Annotated in this window: 15 protein-coding genes; 8 read left to right on the top strand and 7 right to left on the bottom strand. The window is 73.2% G+C overall.

The annotated features are described in order from the left end of the window. Positions 1 to 201: 201 nt before the first annotated feature. Both DER29_RS17080 and DER29_RS17075 read left to right on the top strand, forming a co-directional pair. Positions 202 to 969 carry an ABC transporter ATP-binding protein gene (locus DER29_RS17080; RefSeq protein WP_121398229.1) on the top strand — a complete coding sequence of 256 codons (768 nt, stop codon included), beginning with the start codon at positions 202 to 204 and terminating at the stop codon, positions 967 to 969. After that, positions 969 to 3,518, top strand: coding sequence for an ABC transporter permease (locus DER29_RS17075; protein ID WP_121398228.1), 2,550 nt, complete (start codon positions 969 to 971; stop codon positions 3,516 to 3,518). Before DER29_RS17080 ends, DER29_RS17075 begins: the two co-directional genes overlap by 1 nt. Before the next feature lie 49 nt (positions 3,519 to 3,567). Here DER29_RS17075 and DER29_RS17070 read toward each other — a convergent pair whose 3' ends face one another. Continuing rightward, positions 3,568 to 4,221 carry an HAD family phosphatase gene (locus tag DER29_RS17070; protein WP_121398227.1) on the bottom strand — a complete coding sequence of 218 codons (654 nt, stop codon included), beginning with the start codon at positions 4,219 to 4,221 and terminating at the stop codon, positions 3,568 to 3,570. 184 nt (positions 4,222 to 4,405) lie between these two features. Between DER29_RS17070 and DER29_RS17065 the strand changes: the two genes are divergently transcribed. After that, positions 4,406 to 4,954: a hypothetical protein gene (locus tag DER29_RS17065; RefSeq protein WP_121398226.1), complete on the top strand. Its 549-nt coding sequence runs from the start codon at positions 4,406 to 4,408 to the stop codon at positions 4,952 to 4,954. Positions 4,955 to 4,969: 15 nt separating this feature from the next. On the opposite strand, the gene DER29_RS17060 is transcribed toward DER29_RS17065, so the two are convergent. Together DER29_RS17060 and DER29_RS17055 are read right to left on the bottom strand one after the other, a co-directional pair. Further along, positions 4,970 to 5,821, bottom strand: a complete 852-nt coding sequence (locus tag DER29_RS17060; protein WP_121398225.1) for a neutral zinc metallopeptidase — start codon at positions 5,819 to 5,821, stop codon at positions 4,970 to 4,972. Between the two features lie 49 nt (positions 5,822 to 5,870). Then, entirely contained in the window at positions 5,871 to 6,971 is a 1,101-nt protein-coding gene (locus DER29_RS17055) for a calcium:proton antiporter (protein ID WP_121398224.1), read from the bottom strand. Between the two features lie 418 nt (positions 6,972 to 7,389). On the opposite strand from DER29_RS17055, the gene DER29_RS17045 reads away from it, so the two are divergent. After that, positions 7,390 to 8,406 (top strand): methyltransferase, encoded by a 1,017-nt coding sequence (locus tag DER29_RS17045; protein WP_121398223.1) that lies wholly within the window; start codon positions 7,390 to 7,392, stop codon positions 8,404 to 8,406. A gap of 172 nt (positions 8,407 to 8,578) precedes the next feature. On the opposite strand, the gene DER29_RS17040 is transcribed toward DER29_RS17045, so the two are convergent. From DER29_RS17040 to DER29_RS17025, 4 genes are all read right to left on the bottom strand, one after another. Continuing rightward, positions 8,579 to 9,322 carry a glyoxalase gene (locus DER29_RS17040; protein WP_121398222.1) on the bottom strand — a complete coding sequence of 248 codons (744 nt, stop codon included), beginning with the start codon at positions 9,320 to 9,322 and terminating at the stop codon, positions 8,579 to 8,581. A gap of 137 nt (positions 9,323 to 9,459) precedes the next feature. Next, on the bottom strand, positions 9,460 to 9,789 hold the full coding sequence (locus DER29_RS17035) for a multidrug efflux SMR transporter (protein ID WP_121398221.1): 330 nt from the start codon (positions 9,787 to 9,789) through the stop codon (positions 9,460 to 9,462). After that, positions 9,786 to 10,163 (bottom strand): multidrug efflux SMR transporter, encoded by a 378-nt coding sequence (locus DER29_RS17030; protein WP_121398220.1) that lies wholly within the window; start codon positions 10,161 to 10,163, stop codon positions 9,786 to 9,788. The genes DER29_RS17035 and DER29_RS17030 overlap by 4 nt, the downstream gene beginning before the upstream one ends. Further along, a complete protein-coding gene (locus DER29_RS17025) occupies positions 10,160 to 10,708 on the bottom strand; it encodes a TetR family transcriptional regulator (protein WP_121398219.1) in 549 nt (182 codons plus the stop codon). Before DER29_RS17025 ends, DER29_RS17030 begins: the two co-directional genes overlap by 4 nt. A 524-nt stretch (positions 10,709 to 11,232) precedes the next feature. Here DER29_RS17025 and DER29_RS17020 point away from each other — a divergent pair. The 4 genes from DER29_RS17020 (at position 11,233) to DER29_RS17005 (ending at position 15,446) form a co-directional block, all read left to right on the top strand. After that, positions 11,233 to 11,967, top strand: a complete 735-nt coding sequence (locus DER29_RS17020) for a DUF5994 family protein (protein ID WP_148710077.1) — start codon at positions 11,233 to 11,235, stop codon at positions 11,965 to 11,967. 169 nt (positions 11,968 to 12,136) lie between these two features. Then, entirely contained in the window at positions 12,137 to 12,337 is a 201-nt protein-coding gene (locus DER29_RS17015; protein WP_121398217.1) for a hypothetical protein, read from the top strand. Positions 12,338 to 12,682: 345 nt separating this feature from the next. Next, a complete protein-coding gene (locus DER29_RS17010) occupies positions 12,683 to 13,726 on the top strand; it encodes an acyl-CoA desaturase (protein ID WP_121398216.1) in 1,044 nt (347 codons plus the stop codon). Between the two features lie 259 nt (positions 13,727 to 13,985). Further along, positions 13,986 to 15,446, top strand: a complete 1,461-nt coding sequence (locus DER29_RS17005) for an SDR family oxidoreductase (RefSeq protein WP_121398215.1) — start codon at positions 13,986 to 13,988, stop codon at positions 15,444 to 15,446. Positions 15,447 to 15,532: the final 86 nt, after the last annotated feature.

The following is a 15,532-nucleotide window of genomic DNA, read 5'->3' as shown; positions in this document are numbered from 1 at the left end:
CGCGGCGTCACTGTGCAGGATCGGTCCCGGCCCACTCAGGGGCAACCCTGAGTCGGCATTGGGGGGCACCCGCAGCGCGAAATCCGCCACGGCTCCGACCGGAGTCGGACGGATCGGGGCCGGCGAGCACAGATGATGGGACTGCCGCGCCGGACCAGCGGGGGCGGCGCGGACCGAAGACAGACGGAAGAGGTAGATGACGTGACCGCGACGGTAGGCCAGCAGGCGCAGGCCGCGGCCCGGGCGAGCGACGTGTGGAAGGTGTACGGCAGCGGCGAGGCGCAGGTCGTCGCGCTGCGGGGGGTCAGCGCGGAGTTCGAGCGCGGCCGGTTCACGGCGATCATGGGGCCCTCGGGCTCGGGCAAGTCGACGTTGATGCACTGCCTCGCGGGCCTGGACTCGGTGACCCGCGGCACGGTGTCGATCGGCGACACGAAGGTCACCGGTCTGGGCGACGCGGGCCTGACGAAGCTGCGCCGCGACAAGGTCGGCTTCATCTTCCAGCAGTTCAACCTGCTGCCGACGCTGACGGCCAAGGAGAACATCCTGCTGCCGCTGTCGATCGCCGGGCGCAAGCCGGATCCGGCCTGGTACGACACGGTGATCGCCACGGTCGGGCTGCGGGACCGGCTGGACCATCGGCCGGCGCAGCTCTCCGGCGGCCAGCAGCAGCGGGTGGCGTGCGCCCGGGCGCTGGTCGCCCGGCCCGAGGTGATCTTCGCGGACGAGCCGACCGGCAACCTGGACTCGCGGGCCGGCGCGGAGGTGCTGAACTTCCTGCGCAACTCGGTACGCGAGCACGGGCAGACCATCGTGATGGTCACCCACGACCCGACGGCCGCCGCGTACGCCGACCGGGTGGTCTTCCTCGCCGACGGGCAGATCGTCTCCGAGCTGATCGAGCCGACCGCCGACACGGTGCTGGACACCATGAAGAAGCTGGACACCCCCGCCGAGGTGGGGCGCTGATGTTCCGCGCGACCCTGAAGAGCCTGCTGGCCCGCAAGGTCCGGCTGATCCTCTCCGGCCTGGCCGTGGTGCTGGGCGTCATGTTCGTCTCCGGCGCGTTCGTGCTCACCGACACCCTCGGCCGCTCGTTCGACGCGATCTTCGCCGACGCGTACGAGGGCGTGGACGTCAACGTCGCCGCCAAGCCGAAGATCGACGTCGGCGAGGCGGAGGGCATGCCGGTGGCCGCGCCCGTACCGGCGGCCACCCTCGACAAGGTCCGGGCGGTGCCCGGCGTGGCCGAGGCCACCGGCATCGTCGGCGTCGACGGGGCGCGGCTGATCGGCGGCAACGGCAAGGTGGTCGCCTCGTTCGGCCCGCCGCAGCTGGGCGAGAACTGGACCGGCGAGAGCGACCTGGTGCAGCTGCGCGAGGGGCGGGCCCCGCAGGCCGACGACGAGATCGTCGTCAACAAGGCGCTCGCGGTGGCCGGCAAGGTGAAGGTCGGCGACCGGGTCGGCGTGCTGACCCTCCAGCCCAAGCAGGAGTTCACCATCGTCGGCGTGTTCGGCTACAGCGGCGGCCGGGACTCCATCGGTGGCGCCAACGAGATCATGTTCACCACGCCGGTCGCGCAGCGGCTGATGCTCGGCGCGCCCGACACCTTCAGCAACATCTCGGTCACCGCCGCCGGCGGGACGTCGGACGAGGCGCTGCGCGACGCCGTGGCCGCCGCGGTGGGCGCCGAGTTCGAGGTCAAGACCGGTGCGCAACTGTCCGAGGACGCGGCGGCCAGCATGAAGGAGGCGCTGTCCTTCTTCAACCGGATCCTGCTCGGCTTCGCCGCGGTGGCGCTGCTGGTGGGCACCTTCCTGATCCTCAACACCTTCTCGATCATCGTGGCGCAGCGCACCCGGGAACTGGCGCTGATGCGCGCCGTGGGGGCCAGCGGCCGGCAGATCATCGGGTCGGTGGTGCTGGAGGCCGTCGCGGTGGGCCTGGTCGCCTCGGTGCTGGGCCTCGGCGCGGGCATCGGCATCGGCGCGCTGCTGGCGTACCTGTTCAGCACGTTCGCCGGCGGGCTGACCCTGGCGGGGATCGGCGTGCCGCTGTCCGCCGTGGTCGGCGCGTTCGCCGTCGGCCTCGTGATCACCGTGGTGGCGGCGCTGCTGCCGGCGCTGCGGGCGTCGCGGATCCCGCCGATCGCGGCGATGCAGGACGTGGCCACCCCCGACCGACCGCTGACCAAGGTCACCGTGGCCGGGGCGATCGTCACGGCCGCGGGCGGCACCCTGCTGGCCCTGGGGCTCACCGGCAACGCCGGGGGCAACACCCTGGCCACCATCCTCGGCGGGGTGCTCTTCGCCTTCATCGGCGTGGCCCTGCTGACGCCGCTGGTCAGCCGGCCGGTGGTGAGCCTGCTCGGCGCGGTCTTCGCCTGGTCGGTGCCGGGCAAGCTGGGCCGGCTCAACTCGGGGCGCAACCCGCGCCGCACCGCCATCACCGCCGCCGCGCTGATGGTCGGCATCGCCCTGGTCACCGGGGTGACGGTGATCCTGGACTCGGCGAAGAGCAGCATCGGCGGGCTCGCCCAGGACAGCCTGAAGGCGGAGCTGGTGATCGCCGGGGCGCAGAGCGGTCCCCGGCCGCCGAGCTTCGACCCGGAGGTGCTGAAGAAGGCCGCCGCGATCCCGGGGGTGCGCCTGGCCGACGGCGAGTACGGCGACCTGGCGATGGTCGGCGGCGAGCGCACCTGGGTCGCGGCGAGCAGCGACGTCGCCGCGCTGCGGCAGGTCTTCGGGGCCGAGCCGACCGCCGGCGACATCGACCGGTTGGCGCCGGACGGGATGCTGGTCAGCTCCGACACCGCGACGGCGCGCGGCCTCTCCGTGGGGTCGAAGGTGCCGGTGCAGACGTCCCGGGGCGAGGCGCGGACGTACACCGTGACCGGCATCTACGCCAGTTCCCAGCTGACCAACCCGGTGGTGCTGCCGGCGGAGGCGGCGAGCGGCTTCGCCATCCCGCAGCCCATCCAGGGCTTCATCCAGCTGGCGCCGGGCACCCGGGTGGCCGACGTGCAGCCGCAGATCGAGGCGCTGCTGGCCGACTCCCCCGAGGTGTCGGTGGCCGACCGGGAGGCGTTCATCGAGCAGCAGGCCGGTCAGCTCGACGGGCTGCTCATGATGATCCAGATCCTGCTGGCGTTGGCCATCGTGATCGCCGTGCTCGGCATCATCAACACCCTGGCGCTGTCGGTGCTGGAGCGCACCCGGGAGCTGGGGCTGCTGCGGGCCATCGGCCTGCGCCGGTCGCAGACCATGCGGATGATCACCGTGGAGGCGGTGGTGATCTCGGTGTTCGGCGCGCTGCTCGGCGTCGTCGTCGGCGCCGGCCTCGGCGCGGCCGTGGTCGAGGCGCTGCGCGACGAGGGCATCACCGATTTGGTGCTGCCCTGGACCCAGATGGGGATCTTCCTCGGCCTCGCCGCGATCGTCGGGGTGGTCGCCGCGGCGCTCCCGGCGGTGCGGGCCGCCCGGATCAACGTGCTCGGCGCCATCGCCCACGACTGATCCCGACGCACGACGAGGGGCCCCGCCGACCGGCGGGGCCCCTCGTCGGTCAGGCGCCGGGCGGTGGCGCGCCGAGCAGGGCGGCCAGCAGCTCCAGGTCCGCGCCGGTCAGGCTCTCCAGCTGGTGTACGCCGTCCAGCGGTCCGATCGGCACCTCCGCCGGCACGGCCAGCACCGCCGCGCCGGCGGCGAGCGCGCTGGCCACCCCCGTCGGCGAGTCCTCGATCGCCACGCAGCGGGCGATCGGCACGCCGAGCAGCCGGGCGGCGGTCAGGTACGGCTCCGGGTGCGGCTTGGCCGCCTCGACCTCGTCGCCGCAGACGACCGCGTCGAAGCTGTCCCGCCCGAGGGTGTCCAGCGCCACCTCCACCAGGGGCCGGCCGCTGGAGGTCACCAGCGCCGTCGGGATGCCCGCCGCCCGGACGGCCCGCAGCAGGTTCAGCGCGCCGGGGCGCCAGCGCAGCCCGGTGCGGAACAGCTCCAGGATCCGGGCGTTGATCCACGCCGCGCTGGCCTGCGGGTCGCGCCCCGGCTGGCCCAGGTCGTCGTGCAGGATGCGCATCGACGCGGCCATGCTGGAGCCGATCATCGCCTTGCGGGCCGGGTCGGAGAGGGTGCCGCCGTACTGCGCCGCCAGCTCGCGCAGCGCGACGTCCCACAGCTTCTCACTGTCGACCAGGGTGCCGTCCATGTCGAAGAGCACGGCGGCGGGGTGGTGGGTGTTCAGCGGGTCCTCCCTCGGGTGCGTACCCGGGGATCCTCTCAGCCGGCACGCCGCCGGCACGCGCCCCGGTGCCGCGGGGTGACCTGGCCGACGGGTTGCGCGCGGGCGCGAGACTCGGGGACAACCGGCCGCCGGCACGGCGGCCCCTCGCCCGGAGGTCGCCATGCGCGTCCGATCCCTGGTCTCCCGGTGCACCGTGATCCTGCTGGCCGCCGCCGCCGCGATCTGGCCGGCGGGGCCGGCCGCCGCAGCGAGCCTGCCGCTCGATCGGTGCTACGACCTGGAGACCCCCCAGCACGAGGATGAGCGGGACTGGTTCGCGCCGGGCAACGTGCACACCACGTGGCCCTCCCCGGTGGGCATGGTCGACCGGGACGTGTTCCGGGTGACCGCCCTGGGCAAGGTCCGCATCGACCACTGGGGCACCCAGAAGTCGATCGCCGGCGAGCTGCCGCTGGCCGGCAGCGGCTGGCCCGCGCCGGACGCCCCCCGGTACGCGCTGATCGCCAGGGTGACGTCGGGGTCCATGCTGGTGCTGAGCACCGGGCTGTTCTACGGCTCGGGCCGATGGTTCCCGGTCGGCGCCGGCAGCGGCTGCATGCTCTACTACAACGCCGGTGAGCCGTCGCGGCTGGTCTTCTCCTTCAACGACCCGAACCTCGGCGACAACGGCGGCGGCGCGGCGGTGTGGGTACGGCAGTGGTGGAACTAGCGCCGCCCGGCGGGCTCAGGTGAGGTCGCAGGCGCCCAGGGAGCGCTCGTAGCCGCGGAAGAACGACTCGGTGCGCTGTTCGGCGGTGCCGTGCGCGCCCTCGGCGAACCACGGCTGGTCGGGGGCGTCGCCGACGGCCAGCAGCCCCTCGCGGAACTCCTCCAGGTCGCCGTCGTCGAGCTTGAGCGCCTTCGAGCGCACCGAGTCGCCGAGGTATGCCCCGGCCATGCAGTCGGCCTGCAGCTCCTGCTGGATGGTGTACGAGTAGCGGATGCCGAGCCGGGCCTGGATGCCGTGCGCGTACTCGTGGCCGAGCAGGTAGAACACGAACGCGTCGCCGACCTGGCGGAACGCGCCCACCGACCAGTTCACGTCGTAGGCGATGAAGTCGCCGGCCGAGCAGTAGACGGCGTTGTTGCGCGGCAGCGCCTGCCCGCCGCAGGACACCTCGCCGGCCCGCTGGTAGGGGATGACGCGGCGGATCGGGCGGAACCGCTCCCCCGAGGCCTGGAACTGCGCGGCCCAGTACCGCTCGGCGATGCTCTTCGCGTCGGCGACGTCCTGCTGGAACTCCTCGACGCTGGTGGTGCCGTCGGCCCGGGTCTGCGCGGCGCCCGGGGAGGCCGGGGCGTCGGGCCGCTGCGGGGCGGGCTGTTGTCCCTCGGGTTCGGACACCCCGCCGACCACGCACCCGGCCGCCGCGACGAGGGCCACCACGAGGCCGGCCAGCGCGCTTCGCGGTCGGCCTCCCACGCGTGTCGTCACAGTGCCTCCCGGGGTCGGCGTTGCGGCGTCCAGTACCCCGGCGAGGTGTCCGTCATGCCGGGGCACGGACACGAACCGGTGCGGCCCCACGGGGTCGCCCATGGGGAGCTGCCGCGCGCCGGCCGGGTGGTGACGGCTGACCGGCGGACGGTCAGGGGCTGGCGGCGAGGAAGACGAAGGCCGCGAGCAGCACCAGGTGCACGCCGCCCTGGAGCACGGTGGCCCGCCCGGGCACCACGGTCAGCACGCTGGTGACGACGGTGAGGGCGAGCAGGGTCACCTGGGTGCCGCCCAGGCCGAGCAGCAGCGGGCCCTCCAACCAGATCGAGGCGAGCGCTATCGCCGGGATGGTCAGCCCGATGCTGGCCATGGCCGAGCCCAGGGCCAGGTTCAGGCTGATCTGCACGCGGTCGCGGCGGGCGGCCCGGGCGGCGGCGATCGTCTCGGGCAGCAGCACCAGCAGCGCGATGACCACGCCGACAAACGACGGGGGCAGGTTCGCCCCGGCGACGGCGGACTCGATCGCCGGCGACACCGACTTGGCGTCGCCCACCACGGCGACCAGGGCCACCAGCAGCAGGCCGAGGCTGAGCAGGGCGGCCCGGTCCGACGGCGGTCCGGCGTGCCCCTCCGTGCCGAGCACCCGTCCCTGGCTGTTGACGGGCAGGAAGTAGTCGCGGTGGCGGCCGGTCTGCACCATGACGAACAGGCCGTAGAGGGCGAGCGAGACCACGGCGGCGAAGGCGAGCTGTGCCGGGGTGAACTGCGGGCCCGGCCGGCTGGTGGTGAAGGTCGGCACCACGAGGCTCAGCACGGCGAGGGTGGTCACGGTCGCCAGCGCGCCACCGGTGCCCGCCGAGTTGAAGACCGCCACCCGGCGGCGCAGCGCCCCGATCAGCAGCGACAGCCCCAGGATGCCGTTGCAGGTGATCATGACGGCGGCGAAGACGGTGTCGCGGGCGAGGGACTGCGTCTTCTCGCCGCCGCTGATCATGAGCGTGACGATCAGGGCGACCTCGATGACGGTGACGGCCACGGCGAGCACGAGCGAGCCGTACGGCTCCCCCACCCGGTGGGCCACCACCTCGGCGTGGTGCACGGCGGCCAGCACCGCGCCGGCCAGCAACACGGCCACCACGGCCACGACGGGGCCGGACAGGTCGCGCCCCCAGGTCAGGATCAACACCAGGATCGCCAGCAGCGGGGTGACGACGGTCCAGTCGGTCAGACGGGTGCGGAACAGCGCGGCCATCCCCCAACCTTTGCAGAGGCAACGATCATCCGACCCCCGACCGGCGGGAAGGGCGGGGTCGGACCGGTGGCCTGGAGGGACGGGTCACGGATGGCTCCGCAGGTGCGCGAGGGAACCTCTGCGGAGAGGCATGCGGCCGCAGCCGGCGGTCGCGGGCCGGCCTCACCGTGGCCGAGCTCGTGCGCTTCGGTCGGCAACCGCACCAGGGGCTGCTGCGACAGTGGTCCCCGCAGGACCGGGACGCCGTCGACCGGACCCTCATCGCCGCGAACGTCACCGAACTCGCCGATCGGCGGCCGGAAGCCCTGTCGGGCGGGCAACGGCAGCGCGCCCGGATCGCGAGCGGCTGGTGCGGACCGACGATCGCGGGCGCAGGGGCGCTCCATCATGGACAGAGCCTCTGTGGTCCCATGTGTCCATGATCAATCCCACACCTCTCATGCGTCTGGTGGCCGGCGTCTGGGGATTCAAGACCCTCGCCGTCGGCGTCGAACTCGGCCTCTTCACCCGCCTCGCGAACGGGCGGACCCTCACCGTCGACGAGGCCGCCGCCGAATTCGGGCTGGCCGAACGCCCGGCAGACCTGCTGTTGGCCGCGACCGCGTCACTGGGCCTGTTGGAGAAGGCCGGCGACGGCTACCGCAACTCCGAACTTGCCGAACAGTTCCTGGTCGAGGGCCGTCCCTACTACTTCGGTGCGCAGATCCGCTACTCCGACCTGCGGACCTACCTGCCCTGGCACCGCGTCGGCGAAGCCCTGCGCACCGACCGGCCCCTCACCTGGGACCCGCAGACCCAGCAGTCGATGTTCGACACCACCGACCCGGAGATGCTGGCGCAGTTCTGGGACGCCATGTACTCCACCTCCAGCTTCACCGCCCGAGCGCTGGCCGACGCGTACGACTTCGGCGCACACGCCCGGCTGCTCGACGTCGGCGGTGGGGCCGGGGCGTTCCCGATCGAGTTCTGCCGCCGGCTGCCCAATCTGCGGGCGACCATCCTCGACCTGCCGCACGTGTGCGTCCGCGCCGAGGAGCGAATCGCAGCGGAAGGCATGAGCGGGCGAATCGGCACGGTCGGCGGCGACTTCCTGGCCGACCCGGCGCTGCCGGACGGGCACGACGTCATTCTGCTGAGCATGATTCTGCATGACTGGGACGAGCCGACGAATCGAGCGCTGCTGGCCAAGTGCCACGCGGCGCTGCCGCCCGGTGGGGCGATCGTCATCTGCGAGCTGCTGCTCAACGACGAGCGCACCGGTCCGCCCGAGGCGGCTCTGATGGGCATGAACATGCTGGTGGAGACCGAGGGCGGCAAGAACTACTCCGGTGCCGAGTACACGGCCTGGCTCACCGACGCCGGCTTCGTCGACGTCCGCGTCGTGCCGTTCGACGCCCCGGGCGCCAACGGGGCGGTGGTCGCCCGCCGGGCCTGACCGCAGGCACGTCCGCTCGCGCCGGCGCCGACGACCTCGCCGCCCGGTTCCGCGAGCCGCGCCCCCGGCGACCCGCGTTCTGGCCGCCGGCGGCGCGGACCGGCCGACTCGTCGTCGTCGCCGGCGCCACGGACGTCCCAACGGTCCGGAGGCGTCGGCTGGACGAGGGACGTCAGTTGGTGCCCGGCAGCCAGGGCCCGAGCACGGTGGGCTCGGCGACCGCCTGCCGCACCCGCTCACGCTCCGGGGCGGTCAACGGGAGTGCCGTGAGCCGAGCGCCCCAGTCGGGCACCAGCTCCGGCTTCTCCAGCGCGACCGACAGCTCGATCAACCAGGCCAGTGCCAACGCCTGTTCGACGGCCGGCGCGCCGTCCCCGTGCCGACGCAGCCCCGAGTTCAGCGCCCGGAAGGCGGCCAGGTCGTCGCTCTTGAACTCGCGCAGGATCCGCGCCTTGTCGAGGACCCGGGCCAACCCCCGCAACCGCTTCGAACCGCCGTACTCCAGCTCCGCCGGCTCGTCGCGTTGGATGAAGATGATGGTGTTCCCCGACGGATCGACGACGCTGAACCGCGACGCGCCGGGGCGGTAACGGGTTATCCGGGGGCGCCCCTTGGCGAGCACTTTGCCGTGGGTGCGGCGCATCGCCTCGCTGAACGCCGCGTGGTAGGGCGCGACCGCGTCGACCATCACCAGGCATCCGCCGGTGTTCTCGGCCGACGGGTCCACGCCGCTCGGCGCGCCGCCGTAGTGCAGCTCGAACCCGCTCCACCGGAACGCCAGGTAGAGGTACGGCTTCGTCTGCTCGTAGGTGACCTCGAACCCGAGCACACGCCAGAACGCCAGGGTCTCCTCCGCCGACACGCAGTGCAGCAGCGGCACCGTGGTCTCGTTCGGCTGGACGTGGTCCTCGGTCATCGTCGGCACCCACTCCCCGTCCGGGTCGACAGCCCGGCCATTGTGCCAACCTGCGTGGCGCCCCGCACGCCCCCGGGCCGGGCGAGGACGGGCGTGACCGGCCTCGCCGGGATGACTCCGGGGGTCGAGGTGTGGGCTCAGTGCGCCGACTGGGCGCCGAGTTCGACGAGGAGCACGCCGGCGGCGATGAGACCGATGCCGAGCATCATGACCTTGGTGAGCGGGTCGTCGAAGGCGAGCCGCGCGATGACCGCGGTCAGTGCGATGCCGGCCGCGGCCCAGACGCCGTAGGCGACGCCGACGGCCATGCCGGCGCGGAGGGCCAGGCTGAGGAAGACGAAGCACGTCACGTAGCCGCCGACGACGACGGGCGCCCATGCCTTCTTACGCAGCCCCTCGGAGGCGCGCAGTGCCATGGTGGCGGTGACCTCGAAGGCGATCGCGGCGGCCAGGAAGAGCCAGCTCATCGTGCCCCCTCGGGCTCGTGGTGGACGTCGTGCGGCGCGGTGTGCCCCGGTTCCGCCTGGTGAGAGCCGAGTTCGACGAGCAGGACGCCGGCGACGATGACGGCGAAGCCGAGCCCCATCACCCAGGTCAGTGCGTCGCCGAACAGCAGCGCGGCCAGCAGCGCGGTGAGGGTGACCCCGCTGGCGGCCCAGATGCCGTACGCGACACCGATCGGCATGCCCTCGCGCAGGACCAGTGAGATGAAGACGAAGGAGAGGGTGTAGCCGACGACGACCAGCGCGAGCCACGCGGCGTGGTCGTTGGCCGCGCGCAGGGCGAGGGTCCCGCTCACCTCCAGGCCGATGGCTCCGGCGAGGTACAGCCACTGCTTCACGAGTCGTCGCCTTCCGCGGTCAGGTCCTCGATGAGCGCGACGAGGGCGTCGCGATCCTGCGGTTCGGGTGGGAACAGGCCGGTGGCGAACGCGCTCCACAGGCCGTCGGCGGCCAGCCGGGCCAGGGTGAGCCGGGCGCGCGTGGCCGGTGGCAGATCCGGTGGCAGGTCGAACCACTTGGCGAGCCGCCCGATCCAGGGCCCCGACAGCGCCGGCCGGTAGGCGGCTTCCGCGGCGACCGCGTACTCCGCGCGGCTGGCGTCGCCGCCGTACGCGACGCGCGCGTACGCCCGGATCCGCGCGGCGGGGGTCGCCCGGTCGAACGGCACCGCGAGCGTGGCGAGCATCGCGTCCTCGACCCGGCCGGCGGCGTGGTCGACGATCGCCAGCAGGAGGGCGTCGCGGGTCGGGAAGTGGTACATCAGTCCCGGCTTGGTCATCCCCGCCTGCCGGGCGACGGCGTCGAGGGTGATGTTCGCGCCCTCCTCGGCGGAGACCAGGGTCATGGCCGCCTCGAGGATGACGGTGCGCTGGCTTGGTCGCATCCGGTTACTTTACCGTCCAGACGGTAAAGTAACCGGATGCTCGCGAGTACGATCACGATCGGGAGCCGAGCGGCCGAGGACCGACCTGACGGCGTGTTCGCCAACCGGAACGGCGGTGCGGCGCGGACCAGCCCCGGACAGGCGTAGGCTGGGCTCATCCCGGAAACGACGACATCCCGCTCCTGAGGTGCCCGCCACGCCGGCTCCCACCGAAGGCATGCGACGTCCACACCCGATCCGCGGTGGCACGACCGGCCGCCCCGGGACACAGTTCTCACCCTCCGACGGCCCACAATGCCCCGCTCCACAACACGGCGCCCGGGTCGGCACCACGGTGACCCGCACCGCCCGCACCCGGCCACAGCCGTAGGCGACCCGCAGCGACGAGGACCCGCAGCGCCGCCCCTGATCGGGGCGGGCGCACCGGCCGGACGGGTCGACGAACCGGATGCCCCGCCGCCGCACGACGCGACCTGACGCACGACCCCACCGCTACGCCGCGGTCACGGCGACGAGGATCCGACATGACGCCATCGCCCCACGCCCTCGCTCCCCCGTCGACGCCGCGTTTGCGGATCCAACCGACCCGGTCCACACGCACCCTGCTCGACGGCGGCTGGTGGCCCCGATCGACAGACCCGCTCGCGGAACTGCCCGGGCTCGTCCTCGCCATCGACCTGCTGCACGGGCCGATCGTCCGGCTGGTCCTCAACGCCGACGCCTGGGACGGCAACCCGCGCCACCTGACCGTCGACGGCAGGGTGCTGCGGTTGGGCCACTTCACCAGCCAGCCAGCCACCCTGCTGACCGCGATCTGCCGCAACGACGACCGCGTCGACCTGCTGGTCGTACCGCCGGAGACCCCGGCGGTACTGGCCGAGGCGGCGATGGCGCTCGCCGCCACCGCCGGCAACCTGGTCCACTCCCCGCAGCTGCTCGTCGCCGCGGGCAAGACGTCCGCGCCCGACGCCGTCGCCGCCCACCCGGCCGCCGCCGGGCCGGCCGGATCGTCCGCGCCGACAGCGCCCCCACCGAGGCAGCGGCGCACCGGAAACCGTCCGACCATCACCACCAAGGAGCAGACCATGACGATTTCCCGGAACACGATCGTGGCCGCGCTGCGTCGACGCGGCCAGCACACCAGGGCCGACTGGGTCGAGCGGGAACTGCCCGCGCAGGTCGACACCAGCCGGCACGCCGGGCTGCTCGCGACCCTGCGTCTGGACCTCACCGAACTGGGCGGGCCGGCGGCGCGGTGAGAGTCGCGGGCGGGCGACATGACCCGACCGTGTCGAATGCGCCGAATCGCCCCTCGCCGCCGCTGTGGTGTCTCCACGATGTGAACAAGGTCGGACTCAGAACTGAGAGGGGTAGTGCGCGATGAGGCGTCGACGCAGCAGGAGGGTGCCGCTGCTACAGGCGGCAGCGATGTCGCTGGCAGCGATGGTGGCGGCGGCGGCCGTCGTACGGGCCCGGCGCCGGCGCGCCGTCAACGACGCGGCGGCCGGTGATCTTTCGGCTCTGCGGGACAGCGCGTTCGCGGACGCGGGCACCGGCGGGCTACCGGTCCCCGGCGGCGCGGTCGCCCGGGACAAGCAGACGGCGCCACCGGCGGCCGCGGCGCGGTGAGGACGGGGAGCGCCGCCCCGCGCTCGGGCAGGCACGGCGCCGGCCCGGCGTGATCGGGCGGCGCCGGCCCGGCGTGATCGGGCGGCGCCGGCCCGGCGTGATCGGGCGGCACCGGCCCGGCGTGATCGGGCGGCGCCCGCCCGACGCCCCGGATACGTGCGCCCTGGCGCGCCGCGCCCGTCCGCGCCGATCGGGGCCGACGGCCGCCCCGCCCCGCGGCGGCCGGGGCGGCCGCCGGGCCACGGAGCAGGTCACGGTCGGCCCCGACGCTGACCACACTCGCCATGAAGGACCGCCTGTCCGACGACGACAGGCCGAGAACGCCACGTGCACGGAGCCGCGACCATGAGCGATGCGACCCTCGACACCCGACGTCACGGTGGCAGTCAGTACGCGGAACTGTCGCGCCTGATCCGGCGGGCGGGACTCCTCGATCCGCGGCGCGGCTACTACGCGCTGCGCATCGGCGCCCTCGGCGGGTGCTACGTCGGCACCTGGGCGCTGTTCGGTTGGCTCGGCGAGTCGTGGTGGCAACTGGCCGTCGCGGCCGTCCTCGCGGTGGTCTTCGCGCAGGCCGGGTTCATCGGTCACGACGCCGGCCACCGCCAGGTCTTCCGCACCCGTCGCGCCAACGACCTGGTCGGCCTGGTCCACGGCAACCTCCTGATCGGCCTCAGTTACGGCTGGTGGGTCGGCAAGCACAACCGCCATCACGCGCACCCGAACACCGAGGGCCACGACCCGGACATCGTCGTGCGGCCGTTGTCGTTCACCCGTGGGCAGGCGCGGGAGCAGCGCGGGCCCGGCGCGCTGGTGGTCCGTCACCAGGCGTACCTGTTCTTCCCGCTACTGCTGCTGGAGGGCCTGCACCTGCACGCCAACAGCGTCAAGGCCCTCGTCGGCCCGAGTCGGATCAGGCAACGCCCCGTGGAGGCCGCGCTGCTGGCCGTGCACACCGTCGGATACCTCGGGGCCGTGATCCTCGTGCTGAGCCCGGCGCAGGCCGTCGCGTTCATCCTCGTCAACCAGGGCCTGCTCGGCCTCTATCTCGGCAGCGCCTTCGCCCCCAACCACAAGGGCATGCCGATCCTCGCCGCCGACGACCGGCTCGACTACCTGCGGCGCCAGGTGCTCACCTCCCGCAACGTGCGCGGCAACTGGTTCATCGACGCCCTGCTCGGCGGCCTGAACTATCAGATCGAACATCACCTCTTCCCCAGCATGCCGCGCCCCAACCTCCGTCGTGCCCGGCCACTGGTCCGCCAGTTCTGCGCCGACCACGAAATCCCCTACCACGAGACCAGCCTGACGCGCTCGTGGCGCCAGGTGCTGGGGCACCTGCACGCGGTCGGATCGGGCCGACCGGCCGACGACGCCGGCCCGGGCTGAGGCGCGGACCGCTCGCCGGGTCCCGCCGCGCCGGACGCCGGCGACGGCCCCGCCTCGCCGGGGGCCCGGAGACGCCGATCACGCACGCGCGGGCCACCGGATCCACCGCGCGTCCCTCGGGCCGCGTTCCGAGGGTCGACCCCGGGCCGCTCGGCGGGCGCGGGATGCGCCGGCACCCGTACGGTGACGTACAGTTCCGGGTCGGACTTGGCGTGGGCCGGGAAGACACGGCACGGAAACGGGACGAGACAGCGACGGCATGACGGCGGACAACATCACGGAAACCGGCCACAACGGCATCGACCGGACCCAGCTGGAGACCTGCCTCAGCGTCTTCGAGGCGTTGGAGGACCTGCCTCCCGATCACCCCGACGTGGTACGGGTGCAGCGGGCCACCGCGCGGCTCTACAAGGTGATCAAGCAGCGCCGCCGCGAGGAACGGCGGGACGCCATCGCGGCGGCCGATCGCGCGGTGACGGCCGCCACCGCCACCGGCGCGCCGGGCCGGATCGACGACGAGACCCAGGGGATCCCGCTCGCCTCCCCCACCGAGGGCACGACGGCCGGATTCCTGCACAACCCGCGCGGCTGCTACATCTGCAAGCAGCGCTACCGCGAGGTGGACGCCTTCTACCACCAGCTCTGCCCGCCCTGCGCCGCGTTGAACCGGGAGCGCCGCGACGCCCGCACCGACCTGACCGGCCGGCGTGCGCTGCTCACCGGCGGCCGGGCGAAGATCGGCATGTACATCGCGCTGCGGCTGCTGCGCGACGGCGCGCACACCACGGTGACCACGCGGTTCCCGCACGACGCGGTACGCCGGTTCGCGGCGATGCCCGACAGCGGGGACTGGCTGCACCGCCTGCGGATCGTCGGGATCGACCTGCGCGACCCCGCCCAGGTGATCGCGCTCGCCGACTCGGTCAGTGAACAGGGCCCCCTCGACATCCTGATCAACAACGCGGCGCAGACCGTGCGGCGCAGCCCCGGGGCGTACGCGCAGCTCGTCGCCGCGGAGGCCGCGGCCCTGCCGGAGGGCCCCCTGCCGGAGGTCGTCACGTTCGCCAAGCCGGCCGGCCGGGGCGACCCGGCGGGCAGCCTGACCGCTTCGCCGCAGTCGACCCCGCTCACCCCGCACGCGCTCACCGCGCTCGCGCTGACCAGCGGCTCCGCCTCGCCGGAACGGATCGCGGCGGCCACCGCCATCGACGCCGGCGGTCTGGTGCCGGACCTCGACCCGGTCAACAGCTGGGTGCAGCGGGTGCACGAGGTCGACCCGGTGGAGCTGCTGGAAGTGCAGCTGTGCAACGTGACGGCCCCGTTCGTGCTGGTCAGCCGGTTGCGGCCGGCGATGGCCGCGGCGACGGCCCGCCGCAAGTACGTGGTGAACGTCTCGGCGATGGAGGGCCAGTTCGGGCGCGGCTACAAGGGGCCGGGGCACCCGCACACCAACATGGCCAAGGCCGCGCTGAACATGCTGACCCGCACCAGCGCCCAGGAGATGCTGACCGACGGCATCCTGATGACCAGCGTCGACACCGGCTGGATCACCGACGAGCGGCCCCACCCGACGAAGATGCGGCTGGCGGACGCCGGCTTCCACGCCCCGCTGGACCTGGTCGACGGCGCGGCCAGGGTCTACGACCCGATCGTCCGCGGCGAGCAGGGCGAGGACCTGTACGGCTGCTTCCTCAAGGACTACGCGCCCTGCGCCTGGTAACGGCGCGTTCACCAATCCGGCACTATTGCCAACCTTCGATGCGTGTGTAAAAGTTCTTCACTGACTTCAACCTCGTGCAAGGAAAC

Source organism: Micromonospora sp. M71_S20 (genome assembly GCF_003664255.1).
Classification (GTDB): Bacteria; Actinomycetota; Actinomycetes; order Mycobacteriales; family Micromonosporaceae; genus Micromonospora.
The sequence above is the reverse complement of the archived record's forward strand: the minus strand, read 5'-3'. Positions and strand labels throughout refer to the sequence as shown.